This window comes from Superficieibacter sp. 1612_C1, assembly GCF_015234305.1.
Classification (GTDB): Bacteria; Pseudomonadota; Gammaproteobacteria; order Enterobacterales; family Enterobacteriaceae; genus Superficieibacter.
The window spans coordinates 132,266-153,770 of the sequence record NZ_JADGMI010000001.1 but is presented as its reverse complement, the minus strand read 5'-3'; the positions used below and the strand labels follow the sequence as shown (position 1 = coordinate 153,770).

The window sequence follows — 21,505 nt, the reverse complement described above, 5'->3', positions numbered from 1 at the left end:
ACCGGAAGGTGACGGGTTTTTGTACAAACATCGAACAAAAGGCGCTGTAAATTACGCCTGCTGGTTCATCAGTTCGCTAAAGTTGGTGGCTTTTTCAGTCACGTTGGCTTTTGCCAGAACGGTTTCCACAGCCTGTTCTTCCAGAGCAACATTACGCATGTTGTCCATCAGTTCTTTGTTTTTGCTGTAGAATTCGATCACTTCTGACGGATCTTCGTAGGCAGAAGCCATCTCTTCGATCAGACCTTTAACGCGGTCTTCGTCAGCTTTCAGCTCGTTGGTACGAATCACTTCGCCCAGCAGCAAGCCAACAACTACGCGACGTTTAGCCTGTTCTTCGAACAGTTCACGCGGCAGTTCCAGCGCCTGTTTTTCGTTACCGCCGAAGCGCTGTGCAGCCTGGCGGCGCAGCACGTCGATTTCGCTGTCGATCAGGGCAGCAGGAACATCGATTTCGTTCGCTTTAACCAGACCTTCGATAGCCTGTGTTTTAACACGGTTACGTACCGCGCCTTTCAGTTCGCGTTCCATGTTTTTGCGCACTTCAGCACGCAGACCGTCGATAGAACCATCTTCAACGCCGAAACGTTTGATGAACTCTTCGGTCAGTTCCGGCAGCTCACGCTGTTCAACTTTTTTCAGGTTGATAACGAATTTAGCCGCTTTACCTTTCAGGTTTTCAGCGTGGTACTCTTCCGGGAAGGTCACGTCGATGGTGAACTCTTCACCCGCTTTGTGGCCTTTGATACCGTCTTCGAAGCCTGGGATCATACGACCCTGGCCCAGCGCCAGTACGAAGTCAGAGGCTTTGCCGCCTTCGAACTCTTCGCCGTCTACAGAACCGGTGAAGTCAATGGTAACGCGATCGTCTTCTTCCACTGCGCCGTCTTTATCAGACCAGGTCGCCTGCTGCTTACGCAGGGTGTCCAGCATGGTATCAACGTCAGCGTCGGTCACTTCAACAACCGGTTTTTCAACTTCGATGGTTTCCAGACCTTTCAGCTCAACTTCCGGGTAAACTTCAAACTCTACGGAGTAGGTGAAGTCTTCGCCCAGTTTGTATTCGCCCGGAACGTAGTTCGGCGCACCGGCCGGATTAATTTTTTCCTGGATGATCGCATCAACGAAGTTGCGGCTCATCAGATCGCCCAGAACGTCCTGGCGAACAGAAGCACCGTAACGTTGAGCAACAACGGTCATCGGTACTTTACCCTTACGGAAGCCGTCAATACGTACTTTCTTCGCGACGTTGACCAGCTCGCTTTTTACAGCGGTCTCGATGCTGTCAGCAGCGATTGTAATAGTCAGGCGGCGGCCAAGGCCCTGAGTGGTTTCAACTGAAACTTGCATCTTGTTACCTCAAAAAATCACAGTGCTCGGTCAACTCTACCTGGAAACATGTCTGTGTTTCACAGTACCGGGATGTTCTCTCTAATCAGAAACCCATTCCCTGCGTCAGAATCATCCCGAAGACATTCCGAAAAATAAGACGCAGCATTATAGCGGCATCACTTTTATGAGTCGAGAACGGTTATTGCGCGTGCGGCTGCACTTTTCACAATTCACGGCTAATTTTGTCTGAACGCTGTACATTTTGCGCAAAATTCAGACAAAACAAAACGGCCCGCAGGCCGTTTTCACATAATCTGTAGCAACATACTGGAAAAGTTCTTATTGATGCAACCAGGATTGCCTATGCGATGCTGCCCGCGCCCCGACACGGAGGCGAGGCGAAAATCGTATCCTGTAATCCTTCCCACTCTTTATGCGTGTAGGTATGCAACGCCAGGGCGTGCACAGTGGAAGACAGTTCGCTGCTCAGGGTGCTGTAAATCATCCGATGGCGGCTAAGAAAACGTTCGCCGGTAAAACAATCGCTGACCAGAACCACTTTAAAATGACTTTCTGAGCCAGCCGGTACGTTGTGGCGGTAGCTTTCATCAACCACTTCGAGGAACACGGGGTCAAACGCTGCCCTTAATTTATCTTCGATTTGTTCGCGTATCATCATGAATTTACTCCTCCGACAACGTTGAGATGTCGCCCATCCCTTTAAATCGTAGCCGCTTTTACCGTTTCCATTACATTTAGACAACAAAAATTTAGCTTTCAGCTGATTTTATCTGTCAGACGAGTAAAGTTAACGGCCTGATGCCCCTGATTTGCCACAGATATCCTCCCTTAAGATGTTAACAGGTCAGAAAACGGACAACATGGTGAATTTACCTGCGCCAGGCACTTCCCCTAATTGTTAGCGATGTTATGATGGCGGGAATTTTCTTCTAATAAGTACACATTGCGCTGAGAACCTGAAAATGTTTAAAAAATTACTCTTTCCGTTAATGGCTATGTTTATGCTGGCTGGCTGTGCCACGCCGCCTACGACCATTGATGTTTCACCAAAAATCACCCTGCCGCAGCAGGATCCGAGCCTGATGGGCGTCACGGTGAGCATTAACGGCGCGGATCAGCGTCCGGATCAGGCGCTGGCGAAAGTCACCCGCGACAACCAGCAGGTCACCCTGACGGCCTCCCGCGATCTGCGTTTCCTGTTGCAGGAAGTGCTGGAGAAACAGATGTCCGCACGCGGCTATATGATCGGACCAAACGGTGCGGTAGATCTGCAAATTATCGTTAACCAGCTGTACGCCGATGTGTCGCAGGGTAACGTGCGTTACAACATTGCCACCAAAGCGGATATCGCGATTATCGCCACCGCAGCGAACGGCAGTAAAATGACCAAAAACTACCGTGCTAATTACTCTATTGAGGGCGCGTTCCAGGCATCGAACCAGAACATCGCCAATGCGGTTAACAACGTCCTGACGGATACCATCGCCGATATGGCGCAGGACACCAGCATTCACGACTTCATCAAACAGAACGCGCATTAATTCTGTTTACTGACCCGGCGCAGGCCGGGTCAGTGCTTATCATTTATGTCCAGCCACTATTTGCAACGCTTTCGGCAGCCTAAATCTGCCATTCTGCTGATCCTGGGTTTTGCCTCAGGCTTACCGCTCGCGCTCACCTCCGGCACGCTCCAGGCGTGGATGACCGTCGAAAATATCGATCTTAAAACCATCGGCTTCTTTTCGCTGGTCGGTCAGGCGTACGTCTTTAAATTTCTGTGGTCGCCGCTGATGGATCGCTATACGCCGCCGCTGTTTGGTCGCCGACGCGGCTGGCTGCTGGCAACCCAGCTTCTTTTGCTGCTGTCGATTGCCGGGATGGGCTTTCTCGAACCCGGCAGCCAGCTGCGCTGGATGGCGGCGCTGGCGGTGGTGATCGCCTTCTGTTCGGCATCGCAGGATATCGTTTTTGACGCGTGGAAAACAGACGTGTTGCCCGCGGAAGAACGCGGTACCGGGGCGGCGATAAGCGTTCTCGGCTACCGCCTTGGGATGCTGGTTTCCGGTGGACTGGCGTTGTGGCTGGCGGACCGCTGGCTCGGCTGGCAGGGAATGTACTGGTTGATGGCGGCGCTGCTCATTCCGTGTATTATCGCCACGCTACTGGCTCCGGAACCCGCAGACACCATCCCGGTCCCCAAAACGCTGGAGCAGGCCGTTGCGGCTCCCCTGCGTGACTTTTTCGGTCGTAACAATGCCTGGCTTATTCTGCTGCTGATCGTGCTCTATAAACTCGGCGATGCCTTTGCCATGAGCTTAACCACCACCTTTTTGATCCGCGGCGTGGGCTTTGATGCCGGTGACGTCGGCGTGGTGAATAAGACGCTGGGACTGCTGGCCACCATTATCGGCGCGCTATACGGCGGCATCCTAATGCAGCGCCTGTCTCTGTTTCGCGCCCTGCTGATTTTTGGCGTGCTGCAAGGGGCGTCGAACGCCGGGTACTGGCTGCTGTCGGTGACGGATAAAAACATGATCAGCATGGGGGCGGCAGTATTCTTTGAGAATCTGTGCGGCGGAATGGGGACGGCGGCGTTTGTCGCATTACTGATGACGCTGTGTAACCGCTCCTTCTCCGCCACCCAGTTTGCCCTGCTGTCTGCGCTTTCAGCCGTGGGACGCGTGTATGTTGGTCCGATTGCTGGCTGGTTTGTCGAAGCGCACGGCTGGTCTGAGTTCTACCTGTTCAGCGTGGTCGCTGCCGTACCGGGATTATTGCTGTTACTGGTGTGTCGGCAGACGCTGGAGTATACGCGGCAACATGCGGGCTTCCTGCCGCGTACCCGCTTCCCCCGCGCCTATCGCCTGGCGCTAAGGCTGCTGATGCTGGGCTGCCTGGTGCTTGGTCTGTGGCTGGTAACAGTCATCATTAACGCGACAGGCGCAATCAGCATAGGCTTTGCGCCACTGCTGCTGGAGGCCGGGGCACTGATCGCCATAGCCGGTGTCGTATGCGGCGGGATGCTGGATTACCTCGCCCTGCGTCAGATCCCGGTCGCTCAGCGATAAGAAAATGTTATTTACCGTTGTAATCACCGCGGGTAATTATAACGGCGACCTCTCATTTTTTATTTTTTAAAATATTTGTTGTTTTGTGCGTTATAGAATTCTGGAAATTATTAGCAATTTTCCAAAAAAATATTTCCCCCTAAACCGATTCAGCTGCTAGCGATTTAATTTCCTGCGCGGTAAATGTCTTTTATTTGATATGCATTTGTTAATTATTTGTATATTTTCAGCAATGGTTATACCAATTGCCCTGCCAGCCCTTCTTTTGCGTCCGGTTTCGTTATAACACCCGCGCCGCGCCTGCGCTGGTTGAAAAATAGACACAATGCGCAACATGTGTGACATAGACGGCAGAAGACAGTAACACTTAACTGACACTGCTCCATTCATGTTTACAGTAATGTAACCTTCCCTTAAAATGACCATACTCTTTAAACGCCACCAGATCCCGTGGAATTGAGGTCGTTACATGAGACTCAGGAAATACAATAAAAGTTTGGGATGGTTGTCATTATTCGCAGGCACTTTTTTACTCAGTGGCTGCGATTCTGCACTCCTTGACCCCAAAGGACAGATTGGACTGGAGCAACGCTCACTGATACTGACGGCTTTTGGCCTGATGATGATTGTCGTTATTCCCGCCATCTTGATGGCTGTAGGTTTTGCCTGGAAGTACCGAGCGAGCAATAAAGATGCGAAGTATAGCCCCAACTGGTCACACTCCAATAAAGTGGAAGCTGTGGTCTGGACGGTGCCGATTCTGATCATCCTGTTCCTTGCCGTACTGACATGGAAAACCACGCACTCGCTTGAACCCAGCAAGCCGCTGGCTCACGACGAGAAACCCATCACCATCGAAGTGGTTTCGATGGACTGGAAATGGTTCTTCATCTATCCGGAACAGGGCATTGCAACCGTAAACGAAATCGCCTTCCCGGCGAATACGCCGGTCGCATTCAAAGTGACCTCTAACTCCGTGATGAACTCGTTCTTTATCCCGCGTCTGGGCAGCCAGATCTATGCGATGGCGGGTATGCAGACCAACCTGCACCTGATCGCTAATGAAGCGGGCACGTATGACGGTATCTCCGCCAGCTATAGCGGTCCAGGTTTCTCTGGCATGAAGTTCAAAGCTATCGCGACACCGGACCGTGCGGCATTCGATCAGTGGGTGGCGAAGGCGAAACAGTCTCCGACCGCCATGAGCGATATGACGACGTTCGATAAGCTCGCTGCGCCCAGCGAATATAACAAAGTGGAGTACTTCTCCAGCGTGAAACCCGATTTGTTTAAAGATGTTGTTAACAAATTTATGGGCCACGGGAAGAGCATGGACATGACCCAACCGGAAGGCGAGCACGCTTCGCACGACGGTATGGAAGGCATGGACATGAGCCACGCGGAATCCTCTCACTAAGGGGCCGAGGAAGAAAACGATGTTCGGAAAACTTACACTGGATGCAGTGCCGTACCATGAACCCATTATCATGGTTACGATCGCCGCCATCATCGTCGGGGGTCTGGCGGTATTAGCGGCGATCACTTACTTCGGTAAGTGGTCCTGGTTATGGAAAGAGTGGCTCACGTCTGTGGACCACAAACGACTTGGTATCATGTATGTCATCGTAGCGATTGTTATGCTGCTGCGTGGCTTTGCGGATGCCATCATGATGCGTAGCCAGCAGGCGCTGGCCTCGGCGGGCGAAGCAGGCTTTCTGCCGCCTCACCACTACGATCAGGTCTTCACCGCCCACGGCGTGATCATGATCTTCTTCGTGGCGATGCCGTTCGTTATCGGTCTGATGAACCTGGTGGTTCCGCTACAGATCGGCGCGCGCGACGTTGCGTTCCCGTTCCTGAACAACCTGAGCTTCTGGTTCACGGTGGTCGGGGTGATCCTGGTAAACCTGTCACTGGGCCTGGGCGAATTCGCACAGACCGGCTGGCTGGCATATCCGCCGCTCTCGGGAATAGAGTACAGTCCAAGCGTGGGGGTCGATTACTGGATCTGGAGCCTACAGCTCTCGGGTATCGGGACGACGCTGACCGGGATTAACTTCTTCGTCACCATCCTGCGCATGCGTGCGCCGGGCATGACGATGTTTAAAATGCCGGTATTCACCTGGGCGTCGCTGTGTGCGAACATCCTGATTATCGTCTCGTTCCCGATCCTGACCGTCACCGTCGCGTTGCTGACCCTTGACCGCTATATCGGTACCCATTTCTTTACCAACGATATGGGCGGCAACATGATGATGTACATCAACCTGATCTGGGCCTGGGGCCATCCGGAAGTGTACATTCTGGTTCTGCCGGTGTTCGGGGTGTTCTCTGAAATCGCTGCAACCTTCTCGCGTAAACGTCTGTTCGGCTACACCTCACTGGTGTGGGCAACCGTCTGTATTACCATTCTGTCGTTCATCGTCTGGCTGCACCACTTCTTCACCATGGGTGCGGGCGCGAACGTAAACGCCTTCTTTGGTATTACGACCATGATCATCGCCATCCCGACCGGGGTGAAGATCTTCAACTGGCTGTTCACCATGTATCAGGGCCGTATCCAGTTCAATACCGCGATGATGTGGACCATCGGCTTTATCGTCACCTTCTCGGTGGGCGGTATGACCGGCGTTCTGCTGGCGGTGCCGGGCGCGGACTTTGTTCTGCATAACAGCCTGTTCCTGATCGCCCACTTCCATAACGTAATTATCGGTGGTGTGGTATTTGGTTGCTTCGCCGGTCTGACCTACTGGTGGCCGAAAGCCTTTGGTTTCACCCTGAACGAAACCTGGGGTAAACGCGCGTTCTGGTTCTGGATTATCGGTTTCTTCGTGGCCTTTATGCCGCTGTACGTGCTGGGCTTCATGGGGATGACCCGTCGTCTGAGCCAGCAGATCGATCCACAGTTCCACTCAATGCTGATGATTGCCGCAGGCGGCGCAGCACTGATTGCCTGCGGTATCCTCTGCCAGCTGACGCAGTTCTACGTGTCCATCCGCGACCGCGATCTGAACCGCGACCTGACGGGCGATCCGTGGGGTGGCCGTACCCTGGAGTGGTCTACCTCCTCTCCGCCGCCGTTCTATAACTTTGCCGTAGTGCCGCACGTTCATGAGCGTGATGCCTTCTGGGAAATGAAAGACAAAGGCGACGCGTACAAAAAGCCGCAGCACTATGAAGAGATTCATATGCCGAAAAACACCGGCGCAGGCATCATTATTGCTGCTTTCACCACGCTGTTTGGTTTCGCTATGATCTGGCATATCTGGTGGCTGGCTATCGCAAGCTTCGCAGGCATGATCATCACCTGGATTGTGAAAAGCTTTGACGAAGATGTGGATTATTACGTGCCGGTAGCGGAAGTCGAAAAACTGGAAAACCAGCATTTCGATGAAATCACTAAGGCAGGGCTGAAATAATGGCAACGAGCACCTTTAATCAAACCACAGCCCATGCGCATGACCATGGGCACCACGATGCAGGATCGAACAAAGTGTTCGGTTTCTGGATCTACCTGATGAGCGACTGCATTCTGTTCTCATGCCTGTTCGCGACCTATGCGGTGCTGGTTAACGGCACCGCGGGCGGCCCGACCGGTAAGGACATTTTTGAACTGCCGTTCGTGCTGGTAGAGACCTTCCTGCTGCTGTTTAGCTCCATCACCTACGGCATGGCGGCTATCGCCATGCACAAAAACAACAAAAGCCAGGTCATCACCTGGCTTGCCCTCACCTTCCTGTTTGGTGCCGGGTTCGTGGGAATGGAAATCTATGAATTCCATCACCTGATTGCTGAAGGTTTTGGTCCTGACCGTAGCGGCTTCCTGTCGGCGTTCTTTGCGCTGGTAGGGACTCACGGTCTGCACGTGACTTCTGGTCTGGTATGGATGGCGATCCTGATGATTCAGGTGTCCCGTCGTGGCCTGACCAGCACAAACCGCACGCGTATTATGTGCCTGAGCCTGTTCTGGCACTTCCTCGACGTGGTGTGGATCTGTGTGTTCTCTGTAGTTTATCTGATGGGGGCGATGTAATGAGTCATTCAACCGATCACAACGGCGCGTCCCACGGTAGCGTAAAAACCTACATGACAGGCTTTATCCTGTCGATCATCCTGACGGTGATCCCGTTCTGGCTGGTGATGACAGGGGCGATATCGCACGGCGCTATTCTCGGGACCATTCTGGTTACCGCGGTGGTACAGATTCTGGTACATCTGGTCTGCTTCCTGCACATGAACACCTCTTCTGAGGAGCGCTGGAACCTGACGGCCTTTGTCTTTACCGTGATTATCATCGCCATCCTGGTAGTGGGTTCGATCTGGATTATGTGGAACCTCAACTACAACATGATGCTTCACTAAGAGCGGCGAGTATGTTTAAGCAATACCTGCAAGTAACAAAACCAGGCATCATTTTTGGCAACCTGATCTCGGTGATTGGCGGATTCCTGCTGGCCTCAAAGGGCAGCATCAACTATCCGCTGTTCATCTATACGCTGCTTGGCGTATCTCTGGTGGTCGCCTCTGGTTGTGTTTTCAACAACTATATCGACCGCGACATCGATCGTAAGATGGAGCGGACGAAAAACCGGGTGCTGGTCAAGGGGCTGATCTCGCCAAAAGTCTCGCTGGTGTATGCCACCTTGTTGGGTATTGCTGGCTTTATGCTGCTGTGGTTCGGTGCCAACCCGCTGGCCTGCTGGCTGGGGGTGATGGGTTTCGTGGTGTATGTGGGCGTTTATAGCCTGTATATGAAACGTCACTCGGTCTATGGCACGCTGATTGGCTCTCTCTCCGGCGCTGCGCCGCCGGTGATTGGCTACTGCGCGGTCGCGAATCAGTTCGACAGTGGCGCGGCTATTCTGCTGGCTATTTTCAGCCTGTGGCAGATGCCCCACTCCTACGCCATTGCGATTTTCCGCTTTAAGGATTATCAGGCGGCGAACATTCCGGTCCTGCCGGTAGTGAAAGGTATTTCAGTGGCAAAAAACCACATTACGCTGTATATCATCGCCTTTGCCGTGGCAACGCTGATGCTGACGCTGGGCGGCTACGCCGGATATAAATATCTGATCGTCGCCGCTGCGGTAAGCGTCTGGTGGCTCGGCATGGCGCTGCGCGGTTATAAAGTGGAAGATGATAAGGTCTGGGCGCGCAAGCTGTTCGGCTTTTCCATTATCGCCATTACCGCGCTGAGCGTAATGATGTCCGTGGACTTTATGGTGCCGGATTCACATAGTTTGCTGGCTTACGTCTGGTAAGCCTATAAAAGGCATAGCGCAGGCTATGCCTTTTTTCTTTATACCGTTACCCCTTTTCTCAGGATCAGATTGCCGTATGCCGCAGTCTCGCCGGTAAGCACGATGGCGTAAGCCTGACGTGCCCTTCCATAAAAATCTTCACGGCTAATCCGGGCAAAGCGAACCTCAGTGCGGAAAGGTTCAAGCGCCTTACCGTAGCGCTGTTCTACGATATCCTCTCCCGCTCTCCCTTCGTCAAACGCCATCATGACTAACGGTTCAACGCGGTCGTCCAGTTCTATCAGCGGCATAATCGCCGTCAGTAGCTGGCTTACCGACAGCCCATCGGCACGAATCACTCTGTCGCTCAGCGAGTACGCCGGGAAATGCGCATCGGCTAAGAGAATTTCATCGCCGTGTCCCATCTCCGCCAGCGTTTTAAGCAGCGCCGGCGAGAGGAATGGCGAAATATTTTTAAGCATGCCGGGACTCCCTGTTTAGTAACGCTTGTACAGCGGCCCGTAATTCTGACAGGCCCGATAATCCTGACCTTCAACGTCCATGCCATGTGCCGCCCAGGCGGAAGGACGCCAGATATCTTTATTTTGCAGATTATGCATGCAGACCGGAATACGCAGCATTGATGCCAGAGTGATGAAATCCGCGCCGACGTGGCCGGCGGTTAATACCCCATGATTAGCGCCCCAGTTCGCCATCATCGTGTACACATCGCGGAAAGCCCCCTGCCCTGTTAGCCTCGGCGCAAACCAGGTAGTTGGCCAGCTCGGATCGGTACGCTGATTAAGGATGTGATGAACCCCCTGCGGCAGTTCCACGCTCCAGCCTTCGGCAATTTGCAAAACGGGACCAGGGCCCGCGATTAAGTTAATTCGCGTCATGGTAAAGGGAATGCCGCCGCGGCTCAGAAAACTGGAAGAGTAGCCGCCGCCGCGAAAATACTCGCGCATAGCGGGATACCAGGTCGTCGCGTCAAGACAGGCATCGGCTTCCTGCGGCGTCACCTGCCAGTGCGGTTTTAACGTCGGATGGCCGGACGTATCCATTTGCTGACCGGTGCCATCCAGCGCCGCCGAACCAGAGTTAATTAAATGAATGATGCCATGGGAAGCCCGGCCGCTAAGCTGATGCCCGGTTACGCGTTCAACGGCCGCCGGGGACCAGTAGGTTCTGACGTCCGCGAAGATTTGCGCGGTTCCCGTCAGCAAATGCCCAAACAGCATCGCGACGCCGTTGAGACTGTCGTTTTCCGTCGCCACAATCGCTGGCTGCCGTACGCCGTTCCAGTCGAAAGAGCTGTTCAGCAGCGCTTCTGCCATATCCGCGTTGGGATACTGATCGCTCCAGTGACGCTGCCCCTGAAACCCCGCGGCGATGGCGTTATACCCCAGCGCCTCCTCCTCTCTGCCGAGGTCGGCAAGTCTGGCATTACCCTGCATCATGTCGCGAATGCATATCGCAATGAGCAAACTTTCACGCAGTACATGCTGGTTTTGCTCCGCGCTAAGACGCAGGGCTGGCGTGTTTTTATCTTCACCAAAATGAAAACGTCGTTGCGCCCAGTTCAGCGCCAGTTCGGCCTCTTCTTCATCATAAATATGATGGTCGATGCGGCGGCGTAATTCGGTCATATCGACAGCCTGGACTTTCATTCCCAGCCAGGATTCAAAAAAAGCATGATCGACAATGGAACCTGCGATCCCCATCGACACGCCGCCTAACGAAAGATAGCTTTTCCCCTTCAGAGCGGCGACGGTTAATCCGGCGCGGACAAAACGCAGGATCTTTTCTTCAACGTCCGCCGGAATAGCGGTATCCCCCGCATCCTGGACGTCCTGACTATAGATAGCAAACGCTGGCAGCCCTTTTTGATTATGCGCGGCAAGCGCCGCCGCCAGATACACCGCTCCCGGCCGCTCTGTACCATTAAAGCCCCAAATCGCTTTCGGACGCTGCGGCTCCATATCAATCGTCTCGCTGCCATAGCACCAGCAGGGCGTTACCGTCAGCGTTAAACCAACATTGTGCGCCGCAAACTTTTCTTCGCAGGCAGCGGCCTCCGCCAGCCCGGCAATGCACGTATCGGCAACCACACACTCAATCGCCCTTCCGCAGGCATGACGTAATTTCTGCGTGATCAGACTGACCGCGGCCTGGGCCATTGCCATCGTCTGATCTTCAAGAGATTCGCGTATTCCCATCCGCCGTCCATCAATCACCGGACGGATGCCGACACGCGGCAATATCGTTTTACCCGCCATAATCGCTCCTTACTTTCAGATAGATAAATAAAAACCTTAGCTAACTCGAGTTAGCATATGAATTCCACTACGCTAAAAACAATCAATTTCACTGCAACTTGTGAACGGCATCACATCTCAATAACTGACAGGGAGAGAACGCGATATGAACAGATAAGGGGTATACTGACCGGATAAGGGTGAAATATTCACAGTAATGAATGAGATAGAGACAGGCAGAGATGGCCAAAACAGTTGAACAGATTGCGAACGATTTGAGCTTATCCGTCACCACCGTGCGGCTGGTGCTAAACGGTAAAGCGGAGCAATACCGAATTAGCGCCAAAACACAAAACAGAATACACGCGCACGTTGAGCGTTATGGTTATGTTCTCAATCACTCTGCACGCAGCCTTAAACTGAACAAAACGGATACGTTAGGGTTAATTGTTCCTAATATTTCAAACGTATTTTTCGCGACGCTCGCTGAAAAGCTGGAGCTTCGCTGCCGCCGCTCGGGTTATCAGTTAATGATCACCTGTACCTACGATGACGTTGATTATGAAAATAAACTGGTCAAATCCCTCATCGCGCGCAATGTCGACGGGCTGTTCATCGTGCCCGCCACGCTGGAAAACCAGCAGCACCATTTACGGCTGGTCAAAAAGCCGCTGGTTCTTCTGGACAGGGACTTCACCTTTGCCACGACGCCGCTGGTTGAGAGCGATAATTTTGCCGGGGGAGAAACGCTCGCCAACAGCGTACTCGATGCAGGTAAACTGCCAATCTGGTTACTGGTGGGCGATCCACAGCTACCCAGCATTCGTGAACGCATAGCGGGTTATCAAAAAGCGCTAGTGGAACGCGGCTTACCTGCGGAAAGCTGGGTCATGACCGGCTCAGGTAATTCCCACGAAGGGGGTTACCAGATGATGAACCAGCTGCTTGATGCTCATGGAAAACCTGATGCGTTTATTGCCTCCTCCCTGCCGGTACTTGAAGGGGCAATAGACGCGTTACGCGAACGTTTTGGCTTCATTCCAGCCGATATTAATATTGGCACTTTCGATGAGCACCCTATGTTGGGTTTCCTGGGGAATAACGTCTGGTCAATGCAACAGGATGAAGATAGCTGGGCAGAAAAGGCGTTTGAACTTATGCGAAAAGCGCTTGATGATAATCCGGTCAATGAAACCATAAAAGTACAGATGAAGCTCATTAGCCGCAAAAAAAACGATTAACGCTCCCTGCGTAGCATTCTGTTACCACGCAGGTTTTTGTCGTGGCTTATTCCGCCTCAGGCTTTAATGGCCCGTCAATTTCCTGCAATACGCCTGAGCTCATCATCTGTGAGTAATAGGTATTATTAATAAAGTAATAACGCATAATGAATCCGGTCAGGAGATAGAAACACGCGGGTACCAGGAGCATAATCCAGGACAATCCGGCCACCGCTTCCACGCTCTGTGCGCCCAGCGACGTATAGCCAACCCACGCCAGAAGGTATCCGGTAATGGGTCCTGCGATCCCCATACCCAATTTCTGACAAAACGAAATCATGCCAATTGCCAGCCCGGACGCATCAATCCCGGTTTTACATAATCCGTAATCAGACGCTTCGGTAATAGAAGACCAGAGAATGGGCGTATTGATTTGCGATACGATCGAGCACAGCAAATAAAAAATCGTCGCGCCATAAATATCGCCTTTGCCTACCATCCACCATGCCAGAACGGACATCAACGCTGACGCATACATGGAATAACGAAAGACTTTTACTTTACAGTAAAAGCGGGTAAGCCAGGTGGAAACCAACGGACCCAGAATGCCGCCTATCGATCCCATACTCATAAATAGCGCGATGCCAAACCCATCGCTGGCACCCGCAAATTCTTTTCCATACAAAATAGCAACGCTGCCGTTGACCAGAAAACCAATAAACAACACGATCATCGCCAGGCTGATAACCTGCCACTGATCGTTCCTGACCAGGCCTTTGATTTGGCGCGCCAGAGGTTCGGCTGCCTGGGTCTTCATGACGCGCTCTTTTACGTTGAAGGCGCAGAACAGCATAATCGCCACGCTGACTGCGCCGACGACGGCAAATGCCATCGCGTAATTACTGCGAGGATCGCTCCCCTGAGTGACCCACCACGGAACAAATGTCGAGACAATCAGCGTGGCGACTTTTGCCATCGGAAAGCGAAACGCATTGGCATTCAGGCGTTCCTGCGGATCGGAGGTTATTACACCAATTAATGAAATATAGGGAATGGCCAGCACGGTAAATGAAAGGCTATTAAAAATATAAACGCCGGTAGACCACGCCATTTTCTCGCCATAGGTTTGACCGAAGGTCGTGAACAATAACCAGAGCGAAACGCCGAAAGGTAATGCGCCGATAATTAACCAATGCCGGTAACGTCCCAGCCGGGTACGAAATTTACTGGTCAATATCCCCATTAATGGATCGGACACCGCATCGATGGTTCTGACGATCATTAAAATCCAGCCTGCATCAACAGGCGTTAAACCCACCACCTGAACAAGAAAGGCATAAATTAAAATAGAAGCTGAAATAATAGATATGGTCAGCGCCATATCCCCTGCGCCATAGGCGCTCTTTTCGAGAACCGATAAACGTGAGCTCATAATATTATTCCCGTAATCCGGACAAGGTAATAACAGGCATACGCATCCGTCAGCAAATATAAAAAGTAATGCGTATGCCTTAATATTTATTTATGGCTAAAAGGGCTGACCACTTTATTTTTTTGCGTTTTCACCCAGGTTGCAGCGATTTTTCTATCAACCTCGGCCTGCCTTTTTTCCTGCCACGTCATCAGTCGTTGCCGGGCATTTTCTTTACTCCTGAGCATTTCCGGGCTTAACGCAACCTCCTCCAGCGGTGCAAAAGGCTCGCCGGGTCTGGCCGGAATGCGCTCCTCAACCGGCTGCATCGTCAACGATGGCGAAGGCAGCTTCTGATACCAGTAAACGGTTGAAGCCCAGTCATCCGCCAGGTGGTTAGCGTGACCATGCTCCATCGTCACCCGAATTCGCTTTTTGAAATGTACCGGATCGGTAATGTGGAAACGATAGCTGGTCTGGAACCCCGGCACGTGTGAATCATGCAGAGAGGAACCTATAAATGGCGCAGAACAGTCCTGCATTCCCCACGCATGGTTAAAATAGTCCTCCGTACCTGTACCGTGGATAGTCGGCGGCCAGGCGGGATCATCATCAATAAAAATCATCTCATCCCCTTCTCCCCACCATGTCGACTGGCGATGGCGAACGGAGAGATTGCAGCCGATATAATGCCCCTCGCCGGCAATATCGAGAAGGATATAGTTATCGTCGCCAGTTTCATTAGCGATATTGACTTCCGGACTGTTAACCTGTAGCTCTGGTGCCCAGCCTTTGCAGGGGTTTTCGCGTTTCCACCATGCATGAAAATACGCAATATCAGCAGCGTGCTTTTCTGGATAAAATTCAAAATCAATGTTGAAATATTGTCCGTAGGGAATATCGTTCTGATTCTCTACTTCAATAATCGCCCGCTCATTAAACGGCATCGGCAGATAACAATTACAGGCGGCGGTAGCGCCCGGCTTATAATTTTCTTCAGGACGACAAGAAACCATAAAAGGCAGTGAAGTAAAGCTGCCCGGGATGGAATGCCCAATGCAGAAAAAATCCCCCAGCGGAACAATAACGGAGGGCTGAGGCTGGTTATCCCAGTAAAATTTCAGCAGCACCTTACGGTAATACGCTTCGTCATGTTCTTCCCAACTGACGCCCAGCGCATTATTGATTTCATTGATCGGCGCAACGTATTGCCCCAGCGTCGGGTCGATCAACCCTGGACCGATAATCTTCCGGCAAAACTGGGTCATCCAAATATGCGTTATACACCCGCTCCCGCTGATATCCGCCAATCTGACGGTTTCACCTGCCGGTATCATCCAGTAATCCTGATTGCGCCCGCTTTGGTCCCAGCTTGACACCCGACCGCTGGATGCATTTTTCACGCGGCATAAATCCTGCATAAAGCCAATTTTTTCTACTGACATCTCCATCGCCTCCCTTCACTGGCGGATAAACGTAACGTACTACCTCTGTAGTTAAAGTCTGCTCAAGTTAACGTTGCGATACTGCTTTGCCCTAATGCTAACTCGAGTTAGCAAAGTAATGCGCAGGAAAAACCATGACAACAGAGTTGATTAAATAATGTGATAACCATCATTATTTTTGTTTTAACCTGCTGATAAATAAGTTAAAAAATTTATATAAGGATATTGGAAGTGAAAAAAGGAGCGCGACGGCTATAACGGAGAGGATAAAGTCTAAGCGTATAACGTTTCGTTATCGTGCTGACGTGATGATATCCGTGGATTTGAGGAAGCTGAATTCATATGGTCCGCTGGCTTACGTCTGGTTATCAGAATCGTTTTGCGGCCCCTTTTTCATTTTTAGAACAATGTTTTCACCATGTAATATTTGTTAAATAACCCTTTGTTTACCCTTGCCCCTCGCCGCACTACACTATGTTCGATTTTCACGTCGAGGTAGTAATGAACGATTATAAAATGACGCCAGGCGAATTGCGCGCCACCTGGGGTTTAGGGACCGTATTTTCTTTGCGTATGCTCGGCATGTTTATGGTCCTGCCGGTTCTGACCACTTATGGCATGGCTCTCCAGGGCGCAAGCGAGGCGCTGATCGGCCTGGCGATTGGCATCTACGGGCTGGCGCAGGCCGTCTTCCAGATCCCTTTTGGTTTGCTCTCCGACCGTATCGGCCGTAAACCGCTGATCGTTGGCGGGCTGGCGATTTTTATCATCGGCAGTATTATTGCCGCGCTCTCCAGTTCCATCTGGGGCATTATTCTTGGGCGCGCGCTCCAGGGATCTGGCGCGATTGCCGCGGCGGTGATGGCGCTGCTTTCCGATTTAACCCGTGAGCAAAACCGTACCAAAGCGATGGCGTTTATTGGCGTCAGCTTTGGCATCACCTTTGCGATTGCGATGGTTCTGGGACCGGTGATCACCCATAAGCTCGGGCTGAACGCGCTGTTCTGGATGATTGCCATCCTCGCCTCGGTCGGTATTGCCCTGACGCTATGGGTGGTGCCCAATAGCACCAGTCACGTGCTGAACCGCGAGTCCGGGATGGTAAAGGGCTGCTTTAGCAAAGTGCTGATGGAGCCGGGACTGTTGAAGCTTAATTTCGGCATTATGTGCCTGCATATTCTGCTGATGTCGACCTTTGTCGCCCTCCCCGGCCAGATGGAGGAAGCGGGTTTCCCGGCGGCGGAACACTGGAAGGTTTACCTGGTCACCATGCTGATCTCGTTCGTGTCCGTGGTGCCGTTTATTATTTATGCCGAAGTAAAACGGCGGATGAAGCGGGTATTCCTGGTGTGCGTCGCGATCCTGCTGATTGCCGAAATTGTGCTGTGGGGCGCAGGCCCGCACTTCTGGGAACTGATCGCTGGCGTTCAGTTGTTCTTTCTGGCGTTTAATCTGATGGAAGCGCTGCTGCCGTCGCTGATCAGCAAAGAGTCTCCGGCGGGCTATAAAGGCACGGCGATGGGCGTCTACTCCACCAGCCAGTTTATCGGCGTGGCGATTGGCGGCTCGCTGGGCGGCTGGGTTGATGGTCTTTTTGACTCGCAGACCGTGTTTCTCGCCGGCGCGTTACTGGCGACGCTCTGGCTGCTGGTCGCCAGCACCATGAAAGAACCGCCGTATGTTAGTAGCCTGCGGGTGGAAATTCCGCCGGAGGTTGCGGCTGACGAAGCGTTGAAGGAACGTTTGCTGGCGAAAGAGGGCGTTAGCGAAGTGCTGGTCGTGAAAGAGGAACATTCAGCGTACGTCAAAATCGACAGCAAAGTGACGAACCGCTTTGAGATTGAAATGGCAATAAAACCGGTATAAAAACGTCAGGGCGATATTACGCGCCCTGACGACAGCATTAATCGCGGAAATTCTTAAACTGGAACGGCTGCCCCAGATCGCCGCCGCGCACCAGCGCCATCACCGACTGCAAATCGTCGCGGGATTTTCCGGTAATGCGGATCTCTTCGCCCTGGATCTGCGCCTGCACTTTCAGCTTGCTGTCTTTAATCAGCTTGACGATTTTCTTCTGAATCGCGCTTTCAATGCCCTGCTTCAGCTTCGCTTCAACGAACCAGGTTTTGCCGCTGTGAACGAACGTTTCCGGCACGTCCAGCGACGTCCCTTCAATGCCGCGTTTGAGCAGCTTGGCGCGCAAAATATCCAGAAGCTGATTAACCTGGAAATCAGATTCGCTCAGTACCTTGATTGTCTTATTTGCATCGTTCAGCTCAAATGTGGCTTCAACGTTGCGAAAATCAAAGCGTGACTCAACTTCGCGGCTGGCGTTATCTACCGCGTTACGTGCTTCCTGAAGATCAACTTCAGAGACAATATCGAAAGATGGCATCTTTTCCTCTCCCTTCGTTTCTTTTGCGATGCATAATACCCGCCACACGGCATAACTCAACTTGTTCTGTCCAGAAGCATAGCTGAAAACGCTATACTGGACGTATTGCAGGTGAGGAGGATGAATGAAAATTACCGTACTCGGATGCGGTGCACTGGGACAATTATGGCTAACCGCGCTGCATAAACGCGGGCATGATGTACAGGGCTGGCTACGGGTGCCGCAACCGTATTGCAGCGTTAATCTGGTTGAGCTGGATGGCTCGATCTTTAACAAATCCCTGATAGCCAACGATCCCGACTTTCTGGCGCAGAGCGATTTACTGCTGGTCACGCTTAAAGCCTGGCAAGTTTCTGACGCCGTGCGAGCGCTGGCAGCGATCCTCCCTGAAACGTCCCCTATTCTGCTCATCCATAATGGGATGGGTGCCGTAGATGAGCTGCATAACCTGAAACAGCCGCTGTTAGTCTCCGCGACCACCCACGCGGCGCGGCATGATGGCAACGTGATTGTTCACGTGGCGAGTGGGATCACCCATATTGGCCCGGCTCGCAGCTACCCGAAGGATTACAGCACGCTGGCAGATATCCTGCAAAAGGTCCTCCCCGACGTCGCCTGGCACAACAATATCCATTCAGCCCTCTGGGGGAAACTGGCGGTTAATTGCGTCATCAACCCGATTACTGCGCTGTGGAACTGCCGCAACGGCGAGTTGCGTGGTCATTCAGAATTAATTGAATCTCTGTGCCAGGAGATAGCGGCAGTGATGGAACGCGAAGGATTCCATACCTCGCTGGAAAATCTGCTTTACTATGTTTATCAGGTTATTGATAGCACGGCGGACAATATCTCCTCCATGTTGCAGGATATCCGCAGCCAGCGTCATACCGAGATTGACTATATTACCGGCTACCTGCTTAAGCGCGCCCGCGCGCATGGGATCGCCGTTCCGGAAAATACCCGCCTGTTTGAACAGGTGAAACGAAAGGAGAGTGAATATGAGCGCAGCAGCACTGATATGCCTCGCCCCTGGTAGTGAAGAAATCGAAGCTGTCACCACCATCGACCTGCTGGTTCGCGGCGGTATTAACGTCACGGTTGCCAGCGTCGCCAGCGATGGCAACCTGACTATCACCTGTTCACGCGGCGTGAAAATCCTCGCCGATGCGCCGCTGGTCGAAGTGGCCGACGGCGACTACGACGTAATTATCCTGCCCGGCGGCAATAAAGGCGCGGAGTGTTTCCGCGACAGTCCGCTGCTGGTCGAAACCGTGAAGCAGTTCCACCGCTCCGGGCGCATCGTCGCCGCTATTTGCGCGGCTGCCGCCACGGTGCTGGTGCCACACGATATTTTCCCTGGCGCGAATATGACCGGTTTTCCGGCGCTCAAAGATAAGATCCCCGAAGCACAGTGGCAGGACAGACGTGTAGTGTGGGATGCGCGCGTGAAGCTGTTAACCAGCCAGGGACCGGGAACCTCGATTGATTTCGGCCTGAAGATTATCGACCTGCTGGTCGGGCGTGAAAAAGCGCATGAAGTGGCGTCGCAACTGGTGATAGCGGCGGGGATTTATAATTACTATGAGTAAAAAACCCGGCGGCAGACGCCTGCCGGGAAGTAACGCTGCGAGACAACACAGCGTATGAAGTATTAAGGCCGATACACCTTCACATTCTTAAACCCCTGCTCGCGCAAATAGAGCGCCTGCAAACGGCTCATCACGCCGCGCTCGCACCACAGCAGCCAGGTTTTGTTCTGATCGAGATCGCCGAATTTGGTGCTCAGCTTGTAGAACGGCAGAGTCACCACGTCGATGCCTTCCACTTTCAGCGGCTTATCGTCCTGCTCATCGACAGAGCGGATGTCGAGGATCACGTCATTCGGGCCAAAGCCGCTGACGGTTTCGACTTCCACCACCTCCTGCCCGGCCTGCTGGGCGATTTCGCGAATGTCGACGTTGTTGGCTTCTTCAACCACGCGGTCGAGGATGCTAAAATCAAAGTGCGCTTCTTCCGCTTCGATCTTCTCCTTCACCGCTTTCACGGTCGGGCTTTTCGAGATCACGCCGCAGTATTCCGGCATGGTGCGGGCAAAGTCTTCCGTGCCAATCTCACGCGCCAGATCGATGATGTGCTCTTTGTCGTGTGAAATCAGCGGACGCAGGATCAGAGTGTCGGAAACGTTGTCGATCAGGCGCAGGTTGGTCAGCGTCTGGCTGGACACCTGACCCAGCGCTTCACCGGTGACCAGCGCCTGAACGCCGTAGCGCTCCGCGACTTTCGAGGCGGCACGGATCATCATACGCTTAAGCACCACGCCCATCTGGCCATCATCCACTTTTTCAAGGATCTCGCCGACCACCGGCTCGAAGTTAATCGCCACAAAACGCACGCGATGTGAGCTACCGAAGCGGTTCCACAGATAGTGAGCCACCTGACGCACGCCGATTTCATGCGCCGCGCCGCCGAGGTTGAAGAAGCAGTAGTGGACGCGGCAACCGCGACGCATCAGCATGTAGCTGGAGACGCCGGAGTCGAAACCGCCGGAGATCAGCGACATCACGTCTTCCTGCGTACCAATCGGATAACCGCCAATCCCTTCTACGCGGTTGTTCACCAGCAGCAAGCGATCGTTTTCGATTTCGAGATTAACCGTGACGTCTGGTTTCGTCAGCTTCACGCGGGCGGATTCAATATGCTGATTCAGCCCGCCGCCGACATAGCGTTCAACCTCAATAGAGCTAAACTCATGGGTGCCCCGACGCTTAACGCGCACGCAGAAGGTTTTGCCTTCCAGTCGCTCGCGATACAGCGCCAGTGCTTTTTCAAAGATGTCATGTACCGAGGTAAAAGGAACATCCTCAACCTCCAGAACATGATGGATACCCGGAATGCGGGTCAGCGCGTCGCGAATAACGGGACGCAGGTTTTCGTCTTTAGCACGAACTTCGATATGATCCCAGTGGCGAATGATGGCAAGATCGTCTTTATGGGATTTAAGAACGTTACGAATGTTACCGGTTAAAATTTTAGTAAAGCGCAAACGCACAGATTGGCTTTTGATAGTGATTTCCGGGAACAATTTAATGATAAACTTCATGGCGGCAATGGTTCT

Annotated in this window: 19 protein-coding genes; 11 read left to right on the top strand and 8 right to left on the bottom strand. The window is 52.6% G+C overall.

All coding sequences use genetic code 11. The features are described from left to right. Nucleotides 1-51: 51 nt before the first annotated feature. The gene (tig, locus tag INT84_RS00780) at nt 52-1,350 is read right to left on the bottom strand and encodes a trigger factor (RefSeq protein WP_176916773.1); all 1,299 of its coding nucleotides are present in this window, start codon (nt 1,348-1,350) and stop codon (nt 52-54) included. Nucleotides 1,351-1,693: 343 nt separating this feature from the next. Then, nucleotides 1,694-2,011 carry a transcriptional regulator BolA gene (gene bolA, locus INT84_RS00775; protein ID WP_176916774.1) on the bottom strand — a complete coding sequence of 106 codons (318 nt, stop codon included), beginning with the start codon at nt 2,009-2,011 and terminating at the stop codon, nt 1,694-1,696. A 304-nt stretch (nt 2,012-2,315) separates the two neighbouring features. Between bolA and INT84_RS00770 the strand changes: the two genes are divergently transcribed. The 7 genes from INT84_RS00770 (at nt 2,316) to cyoE (ending at nt 9,682) form a co-directional block, all read left to right on the top strand. Continuing rightward, nucleotides 2,316-2,894 carry a lipoprotein gene (locus INT84_RS00770; protein ID WP_194205247.1) on the top strand — a complete coding sequence of 193 codons (579 nt, stop codon included), beginning with the start codon at nt 2,316-2,318 and terminating at the stop codon, nt 2,892-2,894. Nucleotides 2,895-2,939: 45 nt separating this feature from the next. After that, nucleotides 2,940-4,421, top strand: a complete 1,482-nt coding sequence (gene ampG, locus INT84_RS00765) for a muropeptide MFS transporter AmpG (protein ID WP_194205246.1) — start codon at nt 2,940-2,942, stop codon at nt 4,419-4,421. Nucleotides 4,422-4,890: 469 nt separating this feature from the next. Beyond that, the gene (gene cyoA, locus INT84_RS00760; protein WP_194205245.1) at nt 4,891-5,838 is read left to right on the top strand and encodes a cytochrome o ubiquinol oxidase subunit II; all 948 of its coding nucleotides are present in this window, start codon (nt 4,891-4,893) and stop codon (nt 5,836-5,838) included. Between the two features lie 19 nt (nt 5,839-5,857). Further along, entirely contained in the window at nt 5,858-7,840 is a 1,983-nt protein-coding gene (gene cyoB, locus INT84_RS00755) for a cytochrome o ubiquinol oxidase subunit I (protein WP_176916778.1), read from the top strand. Continuing rightward, complete coding sequence (locus tag INT84_RS00750) at nt 7,840-8,454, top strand: cytochrome o ubiquinol oxidase subunit III (RefSeq protein WP_176916779.1); 615 nt, start codon at nt 7,840-7,842, stop codon at nt 8,452-8,454. Before cyoB ends, INT84_RS00750 begins: the two co-directional genes overlap by 1 nt. Then, nucleotides 8,454-8,783, top strand: a complete 330-nt coding sequence (locus INT84_RS00745) for a cytochrome o ubiquinol oxidase subunit IV (protein WP_176916780.1) — start codon at nt 8,454-8,456, stop codon at nt 8,781-8,783. The genes INT84_RS00750 and INT84_RS00745 overlap by 1 nt, the downstream gene beginning before the upstream one ends. A gap of 11 nt (nt 8,784-8,794) precedes the next feature. Beyond that, nucleotides 8,795-9,682: a heme o synthase gene (gene cyoE / locus INT84_RS00740; protein WP_103674909.1), complete on the top strand. Its 888-nt coding sequence runs from the start codon at nt 8,795-8,797 to the stop codon at nt 9,680-9,682. 38 nt (nt 9,683-9,720) lie between these two features. Here the strand turns inward: cyoE and fucU are convergent, their stop codons facing one another. Together fucU and fucI are read right to left on the bottom strand one after the other, a co-directional pair. Next, nucleotides 9,721-10,143 carry an L-fucose mutarotase gene (gene fucU / locus INT84_RS00735; protein WP_194205244.1) on the bottom strand — a complete coding sequence of 141 codons (423 nt, stop codon included), beginning with the start codon at nt 10,141-10,143 and terminating at the stop codon, nt 9,721-9,723. Nucleotides 10,144-10,158: 15 nt separating this feature from the next. Further along, nucleotides 10,159-11,940, bottom strand: coding sequence for an L-fucose isomerase (fucI, locus tag INT84_RS00730; RefSeq protein WP_194205243.1), 1,782 nt, complete (start codon nt 11,938-11,940; stop codon nt 10,159-10,161). Between the two features lie 221 nt (nt 11,941-12,161). Between fucI and INT84_RS00725 the strand changes: the two genes are divergently transcribed. Beyond that, nucleotides 12,162-13,160 carry a LacI family DNA-binding transcriptional regulator gene (locus INT84_RS00725; protein WP_176916784.1) on the top strand — a complete coding sequence of 333 codons (999 nt, stop codon included), beginning with the start codon at nt 12,162-12,164 and terminating at the stop codon, nt 13,158-13,160. 46 nt (nt 13,161-13,206) lie between these two features. On the opposite strand, the gene INT84_RS00720 is transcribed toward INT84_RS00725, so the two are convergent. Together INT84_RS00720 and INT84_RS00715 are read right to left on the bottom strand one after the other, a co-directional pair. Next, nucleotides 13,207-14,571, bottom strand: coding sequence for an MFS transporter (locus INT84_RS00720; RefSeq protein WP_194205242.1), 1,365 nt, complete (start codon nt 14,569-14,571; stop codon nt 13,207-13,209). A gap of 86 nt (nt 14,572-14,657) precedes the next feature. Further along, nucleotides 14,658-15,995, bottom strand: a complete 1,338-nt coding sequence (locus INT84_RS00715) for a glycoside hydrolase family 172 protein (protein WP_228065769.1) — start codon at nt 15,993-15,995, stop codon at nt 14,658-14,660. A 501-nt stretch (nt 15,996-16,496) separates the two neighbouring features. Here INT84_RS00715 and INT84_RS00710 point away from each other — a divergent pair. Further along, complete coding sequence (locus tag INT84_RS00710; protein ID WP_194205241.1) at nt 16,497-17,861, top strand: MFS transporter; 1,365 nt, start codon at nt 16,497-16,499, stop codon at nt 17,859-17,861. Between the two features lie 37 nt (nt 17,862-17,898). On the opposite strand, the gene INT84_RS00705 is transcribed toward INT84_RS00710, so the two are convergent. Beyond that, on the bottom strand, nt 17,899-18,390 hold the full coding sequence (locus tag INT84_RS00705) for a YajQ family cyclic di-GMP-binding protein (RefSeq protein WP_103674902.1): 492 nt from the start codon (nt 18,388-18,390) through the stop codon (nt 17,899-17,901). A gap of 124 nt (nt 18,391-18,514) precedes the next feature. Between INT84_RS00705 and panE the strand changes: the two genes are divergently transcribed. Together panE and yajL are read left to right on the top strand one after the other, a co-directional pair. Further along, complete coding sequence (gene panE, locus INT84_RS00700; protein ID WP_194205240.1) at nt 18,515-19,426, top strand: 2-dehydropantoate 2-reductase; 912 nt, start codon at nt 18,515-18,517, stop codon at nt 19,424-19,426. After that, the gene (gene yajL / locus INT84_RS00695; RefSeq protein WP_194205239.1) at nt 19,389-19,979 is read left to right on the top strand and encodes a protein deglycase YajL; all 591 of its coding nucleotides are present in this window, start codon (nt 19,389-19,391) and stop codon (nt 19,977-19,979) included. Before panE ends, yajL begins: the two co-directional genes overlap by 38 nt. Nucleotides 19,980-20,041: 62 nt before the next feature. Here the strand turns inward: yajL and thiI are convergent, their stop codons facing one another. Beyond that, nucleotides 20,042-21,490, bottom strand: a complete 1,449-nt coding sequence (gene thiI, locus INT84_RS00690) for a tRNA uracil 4-sulfurtransferase ThiI (protein WP_176916796.1) — start codon at nt 21,488-21,490, stop codon at nt 20,042-20,044. Nucleotides 21,491-21,505: the final 15 nt, after the last annotated feature.